Source organism: Shewanella sp. DNRA4, assembly GCF_012843185.1.
GTDB lineage: Bacteria > Pseudomonadota > Gammaproteobacteria > Enterobacterales > Shewanellaceae > Shewanella > Shewanella xiamenensis.
Map to the genome: position 1 here is coordinate 395,867 of NZ_JABAIP010000001.1, position 17,280 is coordinate 413,146.

General features: G+C 46.7%; 10 protein-coding genes. 6 read left to right on the plus strand and 4 right to left on the minus strand.

All coding sequences use genetic code 11. The features are described from left to right. Positions 1–70 precede the first annotated feature (70 nt). From tesB to HG547_RS01740, 3 genes are all read left to right on the plus strand, one after another. Entirely contained in the window at positions 71–937 is an 867-nt protein-coding gene (gene tesB / locus HG547_RS01730; protein WP_037417495.1) for an acyl-CoA thioesterase II, read from the plus strand. Between the two features lies 1 nt (position 938). Continuing rightward, the gene (locus tag HG547_RS01735; RefSeq protein ID WP_037425639.1) at positions 939–1,343 is read left to right on the plus strand and encodes a YbaY family lipoprotein; all 405 of its coding nucleotides are present in this window, start codon (positions 939–941) and stop codon (positions 1,341–1,343) included. Between the two features lie 572 nt (positions 1,344–1,915). Beyond that, positions 1,916–5,830, plus strand: coding sequence for a S8 family serine peptidase (locus HG547_RS01740; protein WP_169546752.1), 3,915 nt, complete (start codon positions 1,916–1,918; stop codon positions 5,828–5,830). A gap of 86 nt (positions 5,831–5,916) precedes the next feature. Here HG547_RS01740 and HG547_RS01745 read toward each other — a convergent pair whose 3' ends face one another. Then, complete coding sequence (locus HG547_RS01745) at positions 5,917–6,798, minus strand: LysR family transcriptional regulator (RefSeq protein WP_169546754.1); 882 nt, start codon at positions 6,796–6,798, stop codon at positions 5,917–5,919. 180 nt (positions 6,799–6,978) lie between these two features. Here HG547_RS01745 and HG547_RS01750 point away from each other — a divergent pair, with 180 nt between their 5' ends. Beyond that, entirely contained in the window at positions 6,979–8,229 is a 1,251-nt protein-coding gene (locus HG547_RS01750; protein WP_169546756.1) for an MFS transporter, read from the plus strand. A gap of 105 nt (positions 8,230–8,334) precedes the next feature. Continuing rightward, complete coding sequence (locus tag HG547_RS01755; RefSeq protein WP_169546758.1) at positions 8,335–9,849, plus strand: MATE family efflux transporter; 1,515 nt, start codon at positions 8,335–8,337, stop codon at positions 9,847–9,849. 373 nt (positions 9,850–10,222) lie between these two features. Here HG547_RS01755 and HG547_RS01760 read toward each other — a convergent pair whose 3' ends face one another. After that, positions 10,223–10,426, minus strand: a complete 204-nt coding sequence (locus HG547_RS01760; protein ID WP_037425629.1) for a DUF2986 domain-containing protein — start codon at positions 10,424–10,426, stop codon at positions 10,223–10,225. 156 nt (positions 10,427–10,582) lie between these two features. Here HG547_RS01760 and yqfB point away from each other — a divergent pair, with 156 nt between their 5' ends. Next, positions 10,583–10,900 carry a N(4)-acetylcytidine aminohydrolase gene (yqfB, locus tag HG547_RS01765; RefSeq protein WP_037425625.1) on the plus strand — a complete coding sequence of 106 codons (318 nt, stop codon included), beginning with the start codon at positions 10,583–10,585 and terminating at the stop codon, positions 10,898–10,900. 53 nt (positions 10,901–10,953) lie between these two features. Here yqfB and HG547_RS01770 read toward each other — a convergent pair whose 3' ends face one another. After that, on the minus strand, positions 10,954–14,019 hold the full coding sequence (locus tag HG547_RS01770; RefSeq protein ID WP_169546760.1) for an efflux RND transporter permease subunit: 3,066 nt from the start codon (positions 14,017–14,019) through the stop codon (positions 10,954–10,956). Further along, on the minus strand, positions 14,016–17,279 hold the full coding sequence (locus HG547_RS01775) for an efflux RND transporter permease subunit (protein WP_037425622.1): 3,264 nt from the start codon (positions 17,277–17,279) through the stop codon (positions 14,016–14,018). The genes HG547_RS01770 and HG547_RS01775 overlap by 4 nt, the downstream gene beginning before the upstream one ends. Position 17,280 lies beyond the last annotated feature (1 nt).

Consider the following 17,280-nt stretch of genomic DNA (forward strand, 5'->3'; position numbering starts at 1 on the left):
TCCCTACTGGTCAGCCCTAGTCGAACTGAGTTACCCTTGGGTATTCATTGCTAATTTTCCGTAGGATCCCATGAGTCAAGTATTAGACGATCTCTTATCATTATTATCCCTTGAGCAAATCGAAATCGGGCTGTTTCGCGGTCAAAGTCAAGACCTAGGATTTGGGCATGTGTTTGGTGGGCAAGTCATGGGACAGGCCTTGAGCGCGGCTAAGCAAACCGTACCAGCTGAGCGCCAAGTGCATTCGCTTCACTCTTATTTTTTACGCGCAGGAGATGAGAAGTTACCCATAGTGTATGAAGTTGAAAATATGCGCGATGGAGGCAGCTTTAGTGCTAGGCGGGTGAGTGCAATACAAAAGGGACGGCCGATTTTTCATATGACCTGTTCCTTCCAAGAACCCGAGGTGGGTTTTGAACATCAAGCACAGATGCCGCAGGTGCCTGGCCCTGAAGGTTTATTAAATCAAAATGAGTTGGCTATGACCTTAAGGGATAAAGTCCCAGCAAGGATCCTTGAAAAGTTTATGGAAGACGCGCCAATTGAGATGCGCTTAGTCAACCCTCTGCATCCCTTCGCACCTAAAGAAACTGAGCCATATCGCTATGTGTGGTTAAGGGCGAATGGTGCAATGCCAACAGATAGTCATATCCATGAATATTTACTAGCCTATGCCTCCGACTTTAATTTTTTAGTCACGGCGGCTCAGCCCCATGGCGTGTCGTTTTTAACCCCGGGCATCCGCATGGCAACCATAGATCATGCGATGTGGTTCCACCGACCCATTAATATGGGAGAATGGTTGCTCTATAGTATCGATAGCCCAAATGCCAGTGGTGGGCGTGGGTATGTCCGAGGACAATTTTTTAATCAGCAGGGCGAGCTTGTCGCATCGACGACCCAAGAGGGGCTGATCCGTATGGTAAAAGGAAGCTAATATGTTACTGAAATTAAAAATATTTATTCTATTCTGTTTAAGCTCATTGACGATGGCTGGTTGCGTAACGGTACAACCTGAACCACCCATTATCATCAATGGTGCGGCGGGTTATTTAGAGAAAATTATCTTGCCACAAGGCAGTGAAATTACTATTGCCATTATCGATTTGAATACTCCGGGGGCCATTATTGCTCAAAAAAGCTTTAATATCGCCCGAGCGCCTGTGCCATTTAAGTTCTTATTACCCGCGCAATCAATCGATAAACGAATTAATTATGGCGTAGTGGCTATGATCAAGTACCAGGACAAGGTGATTTTCCAGACCTATGATCGTTTCCCCGTGATTAATAATGGTAAATACACCACTGAAGTATTGATGAAGGCGGTGATGATTAATCAGTAAAGCATGCGTTATTTCAAAAAGCCCTTTTCGTAAGGGCTTTTTGTTTGGTAAATCGCGATTATTTTTTATTTCCTATCTCGAGCTTAATATCATTCATCTTGTTTGGTGTAGAGGTATTCGGTAACGTTGATGGCATAATGCGATTATTTATTGCGTTTATCATATGTAATTTTTAGCTATTTGAAATTATTTCATCTATAAATTTAAGTTGTTTTCTTATCTTTTAATCAGAATGCGTAACCGTTAATTCTCTCTTGATTCTCTATGCTACTTAATGGCGATAGATAACTTGTCTTTTATTTTTAAGTAGTTGCTAAAATTCCTTTTGTTTAAGTAAACAGTTTACCATTCGCTTATGTTTTAAAAATCGATTTTTTATTGAGTATGGCATGCTTATTAACTGTTTTTATGGGTAATTGTTCCGTTAATAAGGTGTTTCAATATGTATCACTCCGTGTTAAAACGCTGAGCTGAAGTTCTATTGGTAACAGAAATTTAATCGATTCCTGTACTGAATAAATATTAAAAATTGAACTTTATAGAAATAAATCGATATAGCGAAGGAAGCGACAATGAAAACAAAAATTGCACTAGCAGTGTCTATGGCACTGTTGTCATCTGCAGCAAATGCACAGACAGTATTATCTCCAACGGGTGAAACAATACAGTTAGATATTCCAGCCGAATTATCAAATGACTCAACTCGAGGCAGATTAACCGCAGTTAATAACCAAGATGTAAAATTTATTCCTGAACCAGAATTTGCCGAAGGTGAGCATACTTATATTGTTCGCTTACGTGACAGTGCTGTCGCGAATTATCAAGGGGAGATTCCTGGCTTCAAAGCAACTAGCCCACAACATGTAAAGTCGACCTCACAGGCAAAAGGCACTGGAAAGACTGGCAATGTTAAACTTAACGCCGCGGCTCCTGAGGTGAAAAACTACGTTAGTTTCCTTAAGGTTAAGCAAGAGCGCTTTTTGACGAGTGCCAGCGCAGCGATTGGTACACAGCTAGAGCCATTAACCACCTACCAATATGCACTCAATGGTATCGCTGTGCGTATGACGCAGGCGCAAGCGATAAAAATGGCTGAACTACCTGAGGTGATTTATATCGAGCGTGAGCGTATTGAGCAGCTTGAAACCGATGTGAGTCAGGCACTGATCGGCTCCCCAAAGGTGTGGGACGGTAGTGCTACTGGTACCAAGGCAATGGGTGAGGGCGTGGTTGTGGCGATCATCGACTCGGGGATTAACTCTGATCATGCCTCGTTTGCCGATATTGGCGGGGATGGTTATGACCATACAAACCCCTTAGGCCAAGGGATTTATATTGGTGATTGTAAAACCGATTTTGCCAGCATGTGTAACGATAAGCTGATTGGTGTGCGTAGTTACCCTGAAATCACCGATATCTATGACGACGAAAAGATTTTTGGTGCGACGCCTCCCGCTAAAAATGGTGAAGACTACGGTGGTCATGGCTCGCATGTGGCCAGCACCGCGGCAGGGAATATCTTGCTTGATGTGCCTTATGTTGATGGAGAGGTTGGTAAGCTAGAAGGTGATGGTATCGCAACTGGCTTAAAGTTTGCGCAAATCTCTGGTGTGGCTCCCCATGCAAACATTATTGCATATCAAATCTGTAGACCTGGGGATGCGGGTGACAAGTATTCAGGTTGCCCGACTGTACCGATTCTGAAAGCCATAGATGATGCGATTAAAGATGGCGTGGATGTGATTAACTTCTCCATCAGTGGTGGCGGTAATCCATGGAATAGTGCAACTGAACAGGGTTTTTTAGCGGCGCGTAATGCGGGTATTTTTGCTGCCGTTGCAGCAGGGAATACGCGCCCAGCAACCGCAACCAGTGCCGCAATCACCCAGTCACCTTATTCGACTCCCAAAAATGCCCCATGGTATACCTCGGTGGCTAACTCGACTCACAATCGTGAAGTGGTACGTGAGCTGGAATTTAATGGTAAGACATTTGAATTCACCCCTGGCTCTGGCCCTGTGCAAACCGAAGTGGTTAAAGGACTTCCAGTGTTTGCTGGCTCTGTCGATGCGACCAATGTGGAAGGTTGTAAAGTCTTCCCCGCCGATGCCTTTAAAGACAAAATAGCGGTCATTAAACGGGGAACATGCGATTTTACAACTAAAGTATCGGGTGCATTAGCTGCGGGTGCTAAAGCGGTGATCGTCTATAACCGAGATGGCGAAGGCAATGATCGTTTAAAAATGGCTTCGCTCGAGACATTAAATATACCAGCGGTATTTATTGGTAATACCGATGGCGTTGCCTTAATCGAGGCCATGGCCGCCAATCCTGCTGTAGAGTTAACTTTAACCCCGACACCGCAAGCGATTAGCCGTGAGGCCGATGTGTTATCTGCTGGCTCGCTGATTGGCCCAAATGCGACCAATGATGTTATTGTGCCTTCGGTGGCTGCTCCTGGTTCGGATATTTACGCCGCTTATTCTGACCAACAATTTGGTCATGATGAGTCGGGCACTAATCCTGCCGACTTTACTTTAATGTCGGGTACCTCCATGGCAAGCCCCCATGTTGCGGGTGCTGGCGCGCTGTTAAAGTCGCTGCATAAAGATTGGACGCCGGACAATATCCGCTCCGCATTAATGCTGACTGCAACGACCGCTCAGGCGATGAAAAAAGCCGATGCTAAAACCGTTGCCGATCCGTTCGACGTGGGTGCTGGCCGTATTCGTGTGGATTTAGCAGCTAAAGCGGGTTTAGTGATGGATGAAAGCGCACTGAACTATGAAATTGCAAATCCCTTATTGAACGGCGATCCTCGTAAGCTCAACGTGCCTAGTATGGCTGATTCTCGTTGTGTCAATACCTGTACTTGGACCCGTACCGTAACCGCAACCCAAGATGGTAGCTGGACGGCGAAGGGCCAAGCGGTGACCGATAAGCTGGCACTAACGGTATCGCCTGAAAGCTTTACCCTGAAAAAAGGTGCGAGCCAAATCATTACTGTCACCGCCGATGTAACGCAAGTGGGTGCAGATTGGGGCTTTGGCAACTTAGTGCTCGAGTCAGCTAACTTCCCTACGGCGACTATGCCGATTGCGGCTAAGATTGGTAAGCGTAACCTGCCAAACTTGGTAAGCATTCAAGCGACTCGTAATGCGGATGAGATCACTCTTGAAGGCTTGAAGGCGGTGGATTTTGCTAGCGTTGGTGCCGAAGTGACGGGCCTCAAGCTGAGCCAAACCATTGAGTCAAGCGTGAAGCAAGACTCGAATAATGCTTCATATACAGATGATCTTGATGATGGCGTCAAAGTGTTTAAGTTTGACGTTAATGAAAATGCTCTGTATTTCCGTACCTCAATTAGTTACACCACATCGCCCGATCTTGATATGTATGTGCTACTCGATAAAAACGATGGCAGCAAACTTGCTCGAGTGGCCTCATCAGCCAGAGATGGTTCAGAGGAAAGTGTCTTACTCAATAATCCTGTTAAAGGCACTTACTATGTGATTGTGCAAAACTACAGCGCTTCATCAGCGACGGCCGATGACGTGTTTGGTTTAAAACAATTGACCCTCTATGACACGGCTGAGGATAACCTCACGGCGACGCTTTCTGGCGATACCAATGACTTTGACGTTAAGCTGACGTGGAAGGATGCGCTTAAAGTCGGTGATGAAGGTTTAGCTATGCTGACCCTCACCACTGGCGATGACAAAGTAGCACCAGTGAAGCTCCCCGTCGTCTTTGAACGTGTAGGTGATGATGTGCTGTCGCCTCTGGGCAATACGCTGAGCGGTCAGTTAACACCGGGCGTGGCTAAGATGATGAAAACCCGTATCGAAGCCAATAAAACCCAAGTAACACGCGTGTATAACTTAGAAGCTATGCTGCCTGAAGGCCATGAAGTGGCTAACATCAGCCATGACGGTAAGCAAGATGGCAATAAGATCACTTGGACGATCGAGATGCCATCGGGCGCTGAAGCGAAAGACATCAGTTTTGAGCTGGTTCCACGTAAGGCGGGTGTTGATAATGAGTTAAGCCTGTCGAACAAGGTCAACAATGCGTCGTCAGAAACCTTGACTCAGCGCTATCAGTTTGATGTTGCAGAAGTGGCGCCTGTGGCCAAGGTTGAAGCGCCAACGTCAGTACAAGAAGGTAAGCCGTTGTTTATCGATGCCAGTAAATCATCGGATGCGAATAATGATCCGCTGACCTACAAGTGGACTCAGTTAGGTGGCGCAAGCTTTAATTTTGACCCCGCAGCGGCCAAATTAAACTTAGTGGCGCCAAGTGTGAGTGGCGCGGCACAAACCGTGTCATTCCAACTGACGGTATCCGATAACCACGGCAACAGCGATTCGAGCTTAGTATCTGTCTCTATTACCGATACTCCGCCGAAGAAGGATGACGGTGGTGCTTTAGGCTGGTTAAGTTTATTACTGCTGCCATTTGCTTTTGGTCGCCGTAAACTGCGTTAATTTGCTATGAGTAAAATGATTCCACCTTAAGCGTTAGGTGAGTCATAAAAAGGGCCGAGCAATCGGCCCTTTTTATTGCCTGTTTATTATCGATTTTTCATTAAAAATTCCACAAAGGCGCGGTCGGCTTGGCTGACGGGGCGCTGTTTTTTCCAGGCGATATGCAGGTTTAAAAACACTGGCGGATCAAAGGGTTTTGCGAGAATATCGTCTTTTGGACTGATGGCCATTTCGAGCACGCTGGTGATACCAAATCCCTGCGACACAATCTGTTTGATCAAGTTAATCAGATTGGTCTCAAAGGCAATATTGGGCTTTTTACCCAAGTCTTTTGCCTGAGAGAGGATCCACTCGCGGTGAAAATAGCCGGTTTTGAACATTACCAGTTCATGGTCAAAGAAGTCGTTTAAACTCACGGCAGAATGCTCGGCAAGTGGATGCTCGGCACCCATGGCGATCACCATCTGCTCACGGATCAGTAATTGGCTATCAAAATCACTCTGCAGATCTTGGGCAGTAATGATAGCAATATCCACTTCTTCCTGTTGTAACATCCGCAGTGCGTCACGGGTACCGCCTTCGAATAGTGACAGCTTTAACTCGGGATATTGATGGCGAAACGCCATAAGGCGTGAAGGTAGATAAAAAGAGCCCAACATACCCGGCACCGCAATCCGCACTTCCCCCGAAGTGAGATTCGCCATGGCACGGATTTGTGCTTCCGCCTGCTTGATTTGTTTTAGGATCAACGTGGCATGCTGGTGCAGCACTAAGCCTTCGGCGGTGAGCGCGAGGTGCTTGTCATTCTTATTACTGGTGCGGTTGATCAGGGTGACGCCAAGCGACTGCTCAAGCCGTTTAATACTTTGGCTCAGGGCAGGCTGCGCCATATTGAGCTTCTTGGCCGCGGCGGTAAAACTGCCAGTATTTGCAAGTGCATCTAAGTGTTTAAGTTGGCGTATATCCATGGTGTGAGCCTTTTGCTTGTGATGCACGCTTACGCGCGACAATTTGCGATAACCATGTCAGTTATAAAAATTTATCATAACAAAAATCAATAATGTCGATATAAATTATCTATTATTGTTATGTTATGCCCAGTGCTAACCTTTGTCTATTCTTAGAGTGAGGCGTTATCGAGGCTAAAAGTGCAAGCCGTGTTAGACACTATTATCGACAATAAACAACGTGATACCCGACTGATGTGGGCCCTGTGTGTGGCTTCCGTGGTGGTATATATCAATCTGTATTTGATGCAGGGCATGTTACCGCTGATCGCCGAGCATTTTTCTGTGCCTGGCTCGCAGGCTACGCTCATTCTCTCTGTGACCAGTTTTTCATTGGCGTTTTCGCTGTTAATTTATGCGGTTGTGTCCGACAGAATTGGCCGGCATACGCCGATTGTGGTGAGTCTTTGGTTATTGGCATTGTCGAACCTGCTGCTGATTTGGGCTGGGGACTTTAATGCGCTTGTGTATGTGCGTTTTTTACAAGGCGTATTGCTCGCTGCGGTGCCTGCCATTGCCATGGCTTATTTTAAGGAGCAACTCTCGCCAAGCACTATGCTCAAAGCCGCGGGGATTTACATTATGGCCAATAGTATCGGCGGGATTGTTGGGCGTCTGCTGGGCGGGTTGATGTCGCAGTTTTTATCTTGGCAGGAGTCCATGTGGCTGCTGTTTTTAGTGACCCTAGCAGGTGTTGCCTTGACCAGTTTTTTATTGCCATCTGGCGCGGATGCTAAGGCGATATCTGGCGGGCAAACCTTGGCGCCTTCAGTCTCAAAACGGGCTCGGTTACTTCAAGATTTTTACGGGTTTAGTCACCATCTAACCGATCCACAAATGCGGTTAGCCTATGCCATCGGTGGGATCACTTTTATGATGATGGTGAATCAATTTAGCTTTATTCAACTGCATTTGATGGCGGCGCCCTACGAGTGGAGCCGCTTTCAAGCGACCTTGATTTTTTTGTGTTACTCCAGTGGTACTGTGGCCTCCTATTTTACTGCCAAGTGGCTGGCAAAATTTGGTCAGCACAAGTTATATCAATGGTCTTGGTGTTTGATGCTGTTGGGCAGTTTATTGACCCTGTTTGATACCACAGCCACCATTTGCATGGGCTTTTTGATGACGGCATGTGGATTCTTCTTAACCCACAGTTGTTGCAACTCTTTTGTGGCGATGCGCGCAAGCCGCGATCGCGCCAAGGCCACCTCGCTGTATCTGTGTTGCTATTACTTAGGCGCCGCTTTGGGCGGACCTTACTTGATGCTATTTTGGCATAAAGCCGAATGGCAAGGGGTGGTGATGGGGTCGTTAACGCTGCTTGCGTTAATTGCATTGTCAATCAGTCGTCTGCGTTACCACCAAACGAAGATGAGCCCAATTGCGGCATAAGCTGCTTTAGTGCTTGACCTAAATACCCATAGATGACTATAAAAGCAAAGGCCAACAATTCAGTGTTGGCCTTTGCTTTTGCAATTAATAAGGTAAAACAACCCCATGACCCAAGCTAAGTTTGTTGAAGGTTCAATTCTTCGCCATATTCTCGTGATGAGTTCAACCGCTGCGGTGGGGATTTCTGCGTTATTTGTAGTCGATTTACTGGATATATTTTTCTTAAGCTTATTGGGCGAACATGAATTAGCCGCGGCTGTAGGTTATGCGGGCAGTATTTCATTTTTTACCACATCAATTGGCATAGGTCTCTCCATTGCGCTCGGGGCCTTGGTGTCTCGCTCTATCGGCGCTAAGGATATCGAATTAGCGAAACGCCTATTACTTAACAGTGCGGTGGTGACCACGATCATTAGTGTGTTGGTCAGCATTGTGGTCACGACTTTTATTCCTGAGTTAGTCACGCTTGTGGGGGCCAGCGGTCATACTGCCGAGCTTGCAGAGAGTTATCTGTATATTTTGGTACCTTCACTGCCTTTTATTTGCCTTGCGATGGCCCTTGGCGGTGCGCTGCGTGCCGTGGGAGATGCAAAACTTTCGATGATGTCGACCTTAGCGGGGGGCGGCGTGAATGCCGTGCTTGATCCTATTTTTATTTTCCTGTTTGCGATGGGGATTGAAGGGGCTGCACTGGCATCAGTATTGGCTCGTATTGCGGTATTTATCATCGCGGGTCGGGGTGTTGTGGTCAAACATCAACTCCTTGGCAGGTTTAATCTTCACTATTTTAAAGCCGATCTTAAACCGATTTTCGCGATTGCAGGACCAGCCATACTGACCAACATTGCCACACCAATTGGGAATGCGTTTGTGACCCGGGCAATTGCGGATTTTGGTGATGCTTATGTTGCGGGTTGGGCGGTACTCGGCAGGTTAGTGCCTGTCACTTTTGGGATGATTTTTGCCTTATCCGGCGCTATTGGGCCTATTGTTGGGCAAAACTTTGGAGCTGGACGATTCGACCGGGTGCGCGAAAGTTTAACGAAGGCGATTCAATTTTGTACCTTGTATGTGGTGGTGATGTCGTTACTTTTGTTTTTACTTAAAGCGCAGATCGTCAGTTTGTTTGATATGAAGGGCGATAGTGCGGCGCTTATTGAATTTTTCTGCAGCTATATTGCGGTGTTTTTTATCTTCTCTGGGATTTTATTTGTCGCAAACGCCTCCTTTAATAATTTGGGTAAGGCCAAATATTCCACCTTATTTAATGTGGGCAAGGCGACTTTAGGTACCGTTCCCTTTGTGTATATGGGCGCGCAGTGGGGCGGGGTTTATGGGGTACTTATTGGCCAAGTCATAGGCTCAATTCTGTTTGGTGTTTTAGGGGTTTGGGTTGCCTATCGTTTAGTTGATAAGGTCGCGTTGACATCGACCGGACATGGTGTTGCTGGCTTAGCAGCCGATGTGGACGAATTGATGACGAATGAGGTGGCACAGAATCTACCGAGTGCAACTAGCCCACTTTCATCTTCCTGCACGCAGATGGCACAATTGACGGAAGAGCAAGAAATGGAGCCTGTTATACCCTTTATAGAGCAACAGGATAATGCTAAGCGTTAATGTATGTAGTGACTAGGGCGTGTTGACGTTTCGAGATTAGATTTTGTTCGTTCTGGCAAGCACGTGCTCGCGAAACGAGGAATGATGTGTAGTTATTCTACTCAAATGACGAGTGACAAAGAGCAAGGGCTTGCCAGACGAACCCTTCGGGCAGCATTTGGCTGGCTTTTCTGCCGCGTTATCGTCCGTTTATGTAGAATAACTACACTGCACGGACTTTGCCTTGCATAAAAGCCAGCCACATTGCTGCAAAAATAACCCTGAAACGTCAACAGGCCCTAATAACTGACTATTTAAAATAAAAATGCCACAGTCTGGTGTGGCATTACATATTGGTCTTATTAGCGCATAAGTTTGTTTTCATTAAACAATATTATTGCTCAGTTGTTGCCTCTTGTGGCTCACTTGCTGCTGATTCTATTTCTGCAGCCGCAGCAAGTGCTGCGATCTTGGCGCGTTCAGCCTTAGAGATATAGCCAGATTTTGCGGGTGCGCCAATGGTGGCTGGATCGACTTTATTCAGTCTAGCTTTAGCACGTTTCGCAATTTTTTTGATGATCTTTTGTTTCTTGTTCATAAAGTCTCTAATGTCGTTCGCACCCGCTAAGCGCAGGAATATGAGGCCAATGGCTCAATTGAGGTCGAATTCTAACTTAAATCGCGCAAACTGACCATGTTTTGCTGTATTTTGTGCCGTACTATCGGCATTTTGACTGGATAAATAGAGGGATTAATCTTGTTAACTGACATCACTTTTTTTGAACGCTTTGAACACGATATTTTGATGGGCAAGAAAACGATTACGTTACGTAATGAAGCCGAATCCCATGTGATACCAGGGCAAATCCTCCCAGTGTCTACCTTTGAAACTCATCGTTGGTTTTGTGACATCCAAGTGTTGGAGGTAATGCCAATAACATTGTCTGGACTCACAACACTGCACGCCCAACAAGAAAATATGACCTTACCCGAACTGCACCAGGTGATTGCCGAGATTTATCCCGGCCTTGAACAGTTATATATGATCCGTTTTAAGGTGCTAACAAAATAATAAAGGCTGCGATGCAGCCTTTTTAATGAGTGATGTCAAGCTATCCCGTCATATCATGCTTTGGCTGTCCACGGTAAGAGTTTTTGGGCGATACGATTCGATTCGCCAAGTCGGACTGCGGCGCGGTAACGCATTCTATAGAGGAGTTGATAACACAATGGCACCAAATATAGGCTAGTTACGGTTGAGAAAGACAAGCCGCCAATAATGGCAATTGCCATCGGATAATATGGCGGGCCGCCGCCACCAATTTGGGTATCGCCCATCGCCAGTGGCACTAAACCTAGTACGGTTGTTCCTACTGTCATCAGTACCGGGCGCAAACGGGTAACACACACTTCGCGAATGGTGTCCGACAGCTTATCGAGATCGGGTGTCATTTGGTTGATTTGATCGACCAAGACGATACCGTTATTTACCACGATGCCCATTAAAATCAGGATACCGATCATCGCCATGACCGACATAGGCGTGCCTGTGAGCAGCAACGCCCAAAACACCCCGGTTATCGAGAAGAGGATTGAGGTAATAATGGCCGTCGGTAATAACAAGGACTCAAATAGTGCCGCCATCACGATGTAAATCATAGCGATAGCAAGTAACATATTGATTGCCATGATACTTTGGTCTTCATCTTGGCGTTCAAAACCGCCCCGTAGCGAATAGTTATAGCCATCAGGAAAACGCACATTCTCCATCACTTGTTTGATCTTAGTTTGGGCTTCCTCTGTGGTGAGATTATCCAAGTTCGCTCCGATAGACAGCGAAGTTTGGCGATTATAGTGCTTGATGGTATCGAATCTAGGTTGGATTTCGATACTGGCAAGGTTATCAAGTGTGTAAAGGCGTTGATCGATTCGCACTACCGGCAATTGCTTAAGCTTATCGAGGGATTTTTGCCATTCCTTCTCATAGGCCATTTCGATACGCAGTTCCCCGTTTGGATCGTGCCTAAATGAGCGCAGTGGTGTCCCTCTTAGTGCCATTGAAATGCTGGAAGCTACTTCGTTCAGTTTTAAATCCAGTCTTGCCGCCATTTGCCGATTAATACGGATAACCACTTCCTGCTGAGCACCGTTGACTTCAGAACGTACATCCACTAAGCCTTTGATCGTCGAGAGTAATGGCAACACTTGATCACTCAAATAGATAAGCTCTGAGGTGGAGCGTCCAGTGAGGGTGACGCGTACACCCGAATTATCGTCACCCCAGCCAAACTGAGGTTTAGCGATGGAGTACTTAGGAAAGCCACTGCGAATATTCTTCTTCAGTTCATCAAGGGACATGGGCAGATCTTTTTTCAATAAGATGACCGATGAGGCTTCGTCGGGAGCATAGTAGCTATACACAGAGTCAATATGGAATTTTTCTTTATTTTTATAAAGATATTCCTCCATTTGACCCACCATCGCTTCGGTCACATTGAGATTATGGCGCCCTTCAACTTGGTAGTTGATGTAAATTCGCTCTTTACTTTGACTGTCCTCTTGATCCTGCTTGACCATTGACAAGGGCAGGGCGGTAGATGCGAGAATCGCGATGGCGATCAGCCCTGAACGCCAAGGTCTGAGAAGCCCCCAATTAAGACTGCGATTGTAGAAACTTTGCAATTTACCCGCAGATTTCTCTGGTGCAATCTCAAAGTGGAACTTAGTCAACATCAATGGAATTAATGTTTTAGCCACCAAAAGTGATGCTGCCAGCGAAATACAAATCGCAATTGCTACATGCTCAAGGAAAATAGTCAGCTGAACTTTTACCCCAAAAATATTGGGTAAAAACACAATCGCTGTAGTCATAGTACCCGCCAGTACCGCAAGACTGACCTTATCGACCCCCGTCATAACAGCGTTTTCATTGTCTTGGGTGCTGGTTTTGAGTGAGTTACCTTGTTTTTCTTGCAGTACACTTTCGGTGACCACAACGGCGTTATCGATAAGCATACCTACAGCCAATAACAAGCCCATCATCGATAGAATATTCAAGCTGTAACCGAGCAGATACATGGCGGCTAACGTCATACCGATAGAAATTGGTACTGATGACACCACAATTAGGGTCATCTTGAGGTTTCTTAGGAACAGATAAAGCACGACAAATGATAACAACGCACCGATCAATCCCGACAGCAGTAGATCCGATAAAGAGGATTTCACGCCTGAGGCTTGATCTTCCATAATAAACAAACGGATACCTTGAAACTGTTGGTCTTGTTTAGCCTGCTCAATGACTTTAAGTACGCGGTCGGACACATCCACCAAATTGGCGCCGGAGGCTTTAAATACATCTAAACCCACCGCATAGTGTTGATCTAAATGGCGTCCTTCACTGCGCTCAGGCAGGGAAAATTGCACATCGGCAACATCGCCTAAGGTCAGTCCAGGGATTAACACCAGCGCCTTAATATCCTCAAGGTTTCTAAATTCCCCCTTAGGGGAGACTTGATAAACGAGGTTACTTTCTCTCAAGGTGCCAGCACTTAACACGAAGTTTTCGCGCCCGAGACGAGCTTGTAATTCCGTCGCTGAAAAACCGCTGGCGGCGAGTCTATTTGCATTGATCCGCACTTCAATCTGCTTTTGTTCAACCCCATAGAGACTCACCTTAGAGACGCCCTCCACCCGCTCTAATGGTCGTTTTAGCTGCTTATCGAGTAAATCGAATGCACCAGAGAGCTCGCGGTCGCTCGAAATGCGTATAGTGAGTACAGGCATATCGGCAGTGGAAAATTGGCGGATAAATACCCGCTCAACATCCTTGGGCAATAAATGCCGCACGGCATCGATTTTTTCGCGTGCTTCTAAGCTTTTTGTGGCAACGTTTTCGCCCCATTTCATATTGATTTCAATTTCAGCACCCTCTTGGGAGGACTCTGATTCAAGTTCATCGATACCGCCCATGGTGGCGAGCGACTCTTCGAGCACCTTAGTGATATCGCGTTCCACTTCTGCAGGAGTCGAGCCTTTGTAAGGCACTTGCACGACAATCTGCGGAATATCGATACCGGGGAACATTTCGAGCGGTAATAGACGGCTAGAAGCCAGACCAAACAGCAATATAGCAAAGAAAAACATGCTGGTGGTGACAGGGCGCTTTATCGCTAGATGGGTGAGGTTCATAGGCGAGCCTCCGCAGTTTCTGCCGTGTTGTCTTGCTCAGTGGCGGTATGCGTAAACTCTTTACGGTCAAACAGGGCATAGAGCACTGGGATCACAATCAAGGTTAATAACGTCGATAAGCTCAAGCCAAATATCACGGTAATCGCCATTGGTGCGCGAACTTCTGAGCCATCGCCTAGCCCTAATGCCATAGGGAGCAGACCTAGTACAGTGGTGAGCGTTGTCATCATAATCGGGCGAAGACGGGATTTCGCTGCGACTTTTATGGCTTCAAGCTTCTGCACGCCCTCAGCACGTAGTTGATTTATTCTATCCACTAATACAATGGCATTATTGACGACGATCCCCGCCAGCATGATAAGGCCAATAAAGACCACCACGCTTAGATGGGTTTGGGTGATATAAAGACCAAGCACACTTCCAGCCAGTGCCATTGGTACCGCGAATAAAATGAGCAATGGATGCAGCAGTGACTCAAATTGGCTTGCCATCACGAGGTATACCAAGAACACAGCTAGGATCAATGCAATTTTTAGTGATTGGAATGAATGCTCCATTTCCTCATTCTGGCCACCGAAACGGGCTTGCACCGATGCCGGCAATACCTGCGTAGACAGGATTTGCTGTGCCTGGGCTACGGCATCACTTAAGTCGCCGTAGGCAAGGTTTGCCGATACCAAGGCCACCCTTTGTTGACTGATACGGTTAATCGCCGATGGGCCTAATTGCAGTGATACTTCTGCTACTGCACTAAGGGCTATGGGTTGGGAGCTGTCAGGGTTGATAATTAAGGTATCGATGTCGCTAATTTGATCCCGCTCATCCAGTTGACTCCGAACGAGAATATCAATCTTGCGATCACGAACCGTATATTGACTGGCGACAGTGCCACCAACACGTTGGGCAATGCGATTGGCAACCGTCGGGGCATCCATTCCTAATGCGGCTAAACGAGCATGATCGAAACGGATGCTCAATTCTGGCTGACCATCACGCAGGCTAGTATTTACATCGGCAAAGCGATCAGATGCTGACAACGCCTTAACAAGGTTATCGGCACTGCGTTTTAGTAAGGTTAAATCGTAGCCTGTTAGCTCAATCTCCAATGGCGTCTTAAAGCTAAAGAGTTCAGGTTGCTCGATTTTTGCCTCAAGCTCGGGGATGCGGCGCGCCGTGTCTCGTAGCACTTGCGTTACCTGATGATAGGCGTTGTGATCTCCAAGTACGACCTGTAATCTGCCCCAGTTTTCGCCACCACGAGCGGTATCTGAGGTCATTAACCCTCCGCTACCCGCTTGGCTGTAGGCATGTTTCACTTCTGGTCTGTCTTTAATCGACATCGCCAGTTGTTGCAAGACCCTATCGGTTTCACCTACAGCAGTGCCAGGTGGTAGCAGTATTTCAACATAGAATTCCCCTTGGTTCATCGGTGGAATTAATTCCATTCCTAAACGGGGAAGCAAGCTAATACAGGCACCAGTGATCCCAATTGTCAGTAGTAACGTCATGATTTGCTTACGCAGCGCCAAAGCCAGTAGCTTATGGTAAATAGACTCTATACTGTGGTACACAACATTAAAGCCATTGCTCAGCGGGCGCATCACTAAGCCAAACAACCACGAAAAGAAGCGGCCAATAATCAACACTAAGGTGAGTAAGGCACTCGGCAAGTAACTAAATAGCAACACAATCGGGAAGGAGAACACCGTCGCACTATAGTGTTTTAATTTGCCAAGTTTAGTGGTCGGTTTTTCCTTCGGCGTTTTATTCATGAGCTCCGGCAAAGCTTTAAATCCTTCCCGTGAGGCCAGCATAGGAATCGAGGTTAAGGCAACAAGCAAGGAGGCCAAGAGCGCAAAGGTCACCGTTAAGGCTTGATCTGAAAAGAGGGCGCCAGCAATACCATCGACAAAAACTAAGGGAACAAACACCGCGAGCGTCGTCATTGTCGAGGCGAAAATCGCGCCAGCAACCTCCTTTGTGCCCGTTACCGCAGCATCCAATTTACTCATGCCTTCACTGCGACAGCGGTCGATGTTTTCGAGTACCACAATCGCGTTGTCAACCAACAGACCAATCGCCAGCGCAATACCACCTAATGACATGATGTTTAAGCTGATATCGGCAAAGTACATCATGTTAAAGGTAGCGATCACCGAGAAGGGGATTGAGATAGAGATAATCAGCGTCGGGATAATATTTCGCAGGAACAGATAAATCACCAGCATGGACAAAATACTGCCTATTAACGCTGAAGAGGTCACTTCACTGACGGCACTTTCGATAAACTCGGATTGATCGTAAATCACTTCCAGTTTGTTCTGCTGAGGATCTTTGTTGATCTTCAATAGTTCATCGCGCAATTTTTTGGCAACGGCGACCGTGTTGGCATCACCTTCCTTATAAATAGCCAGTTCTATCGATTCTTGGCTACCGATACGGGTGATATCGCTGCGCTCTTTAAAGGCATCGGTAATCGTAGCGACTTCAAATAGACGTACTAAGGTTTGTGCGTCGCGATAGACGATCACTTGCCCTAGTTCTTCCAATGAATTGAATTGGTTAAGGGTTCGTACCAGATATTCGCGGTCGCCTTGGATCACTTTGCCCGCAGATAAGTTGATGTTTTCCTCGTTGATACGACGCTTAATGTCATCGGCATTCAAATTGAGTTGGGATAATTTTTCCTGATTGAGCTGAATATGCACTTCCTGTTCTAAACCGCCGGATAAACGCACAGCGGCAACCCCAGAAAGAGCCTCTAGGCGGCGCTTAAGCTCTTCTTCTGCGTAGGTACGCATCTGTTTGAGCTCTGTCTCAGTGGCATTTGGTACAGACAGCGCTAGGCGCATGATAGGATCAAGGTTGGGGTTAAAGCGCAGTAGTAATGGCTTTTTAACATCGAGCGGCAGGGCGATAGTGTCGAGTTTTTCACGCACATCGAGACTTGCCATATCCATAGTGGTGCCCCATTCAAACTCAAGTACCACATCGGACATGCCTGAGCGAGAAATAGAGCTGATCTTACGTAAGCCTTTCACCACACCGACGGCTTCTTCAATGGGTTTTGAGACCAGTTGCTCCACTTCAACGGGCGCAGCACCGTCGTACATGGTTCGAATGGTTAAGGTGGGGTAGCTTAAATCGGGCAGGAGTTTTACCGCTAAGCGCGAAAACCCGACCATACCGAATAACATAATGGCCAGCATGAACATCCATACCGTGACTGGCCGTTTAACTGAGGTGCTAATGATTGACATG

Excerpts from the sequence above, each read along its gene's own strand:
- HG547_RS01735 (WP_037425639.1), top strand. The coding sequence starts at position 939 with ATGTTACTGAAATTAAAAATATTTATTCTATTCTGTTTAAGCTCATTG.
- HG547_RS01745 (WP_169546754.1), bottom strand. The coding sequence starts at position 6,798 with ATGGATATACGCCAACTTAAACACTTAGATGCACTTGCAAATACTGGC.
- HG547_RS01760 (WP_037425629.1), bottom strand. The coding sequence starts at position 10,426 with ATGAACAAGAAACAAAAGATCATCAAAAAAATTGCGAAACGTGCTAAA.
- HG547_RS01755 (WP_169546758.1), top strand. The coding sequence starts at position 8,335 with ATGACCCAAGCTAAGTTTGTTGAAGGTTCAATTCTTCGCCATATTCTC.
- tesB (WP_037417495.1), top strand. The coding sequence starts at position 71 with ATGAGTCAAGTATTAGACGATCTCTTATCATTATTATCCCTTGAGCAA.
- HG547_RS01775 (WP_037425622.1), bottom strand. The coding sequence starts at position 17,279 with ATGTCAATCATTAGCACCTCAGTTAAACGGCCAGTCACGGTATGGATG.
- HG547_RS01740 (WP_169546752.1), top strand. The coding sequence starts at position 1,916 with ATGAAAACAAAAATTGCACTAGCAGTGTCTATGGCACTGTTGTCATCT.
- HG547_RS01770 (WP_169546760.1), bottom strand. The coding sequence starts at position 14,019 with ATGAACCTCACCCATCTAGCGATAAAGCGCCCTGTCACCACCAGCATG.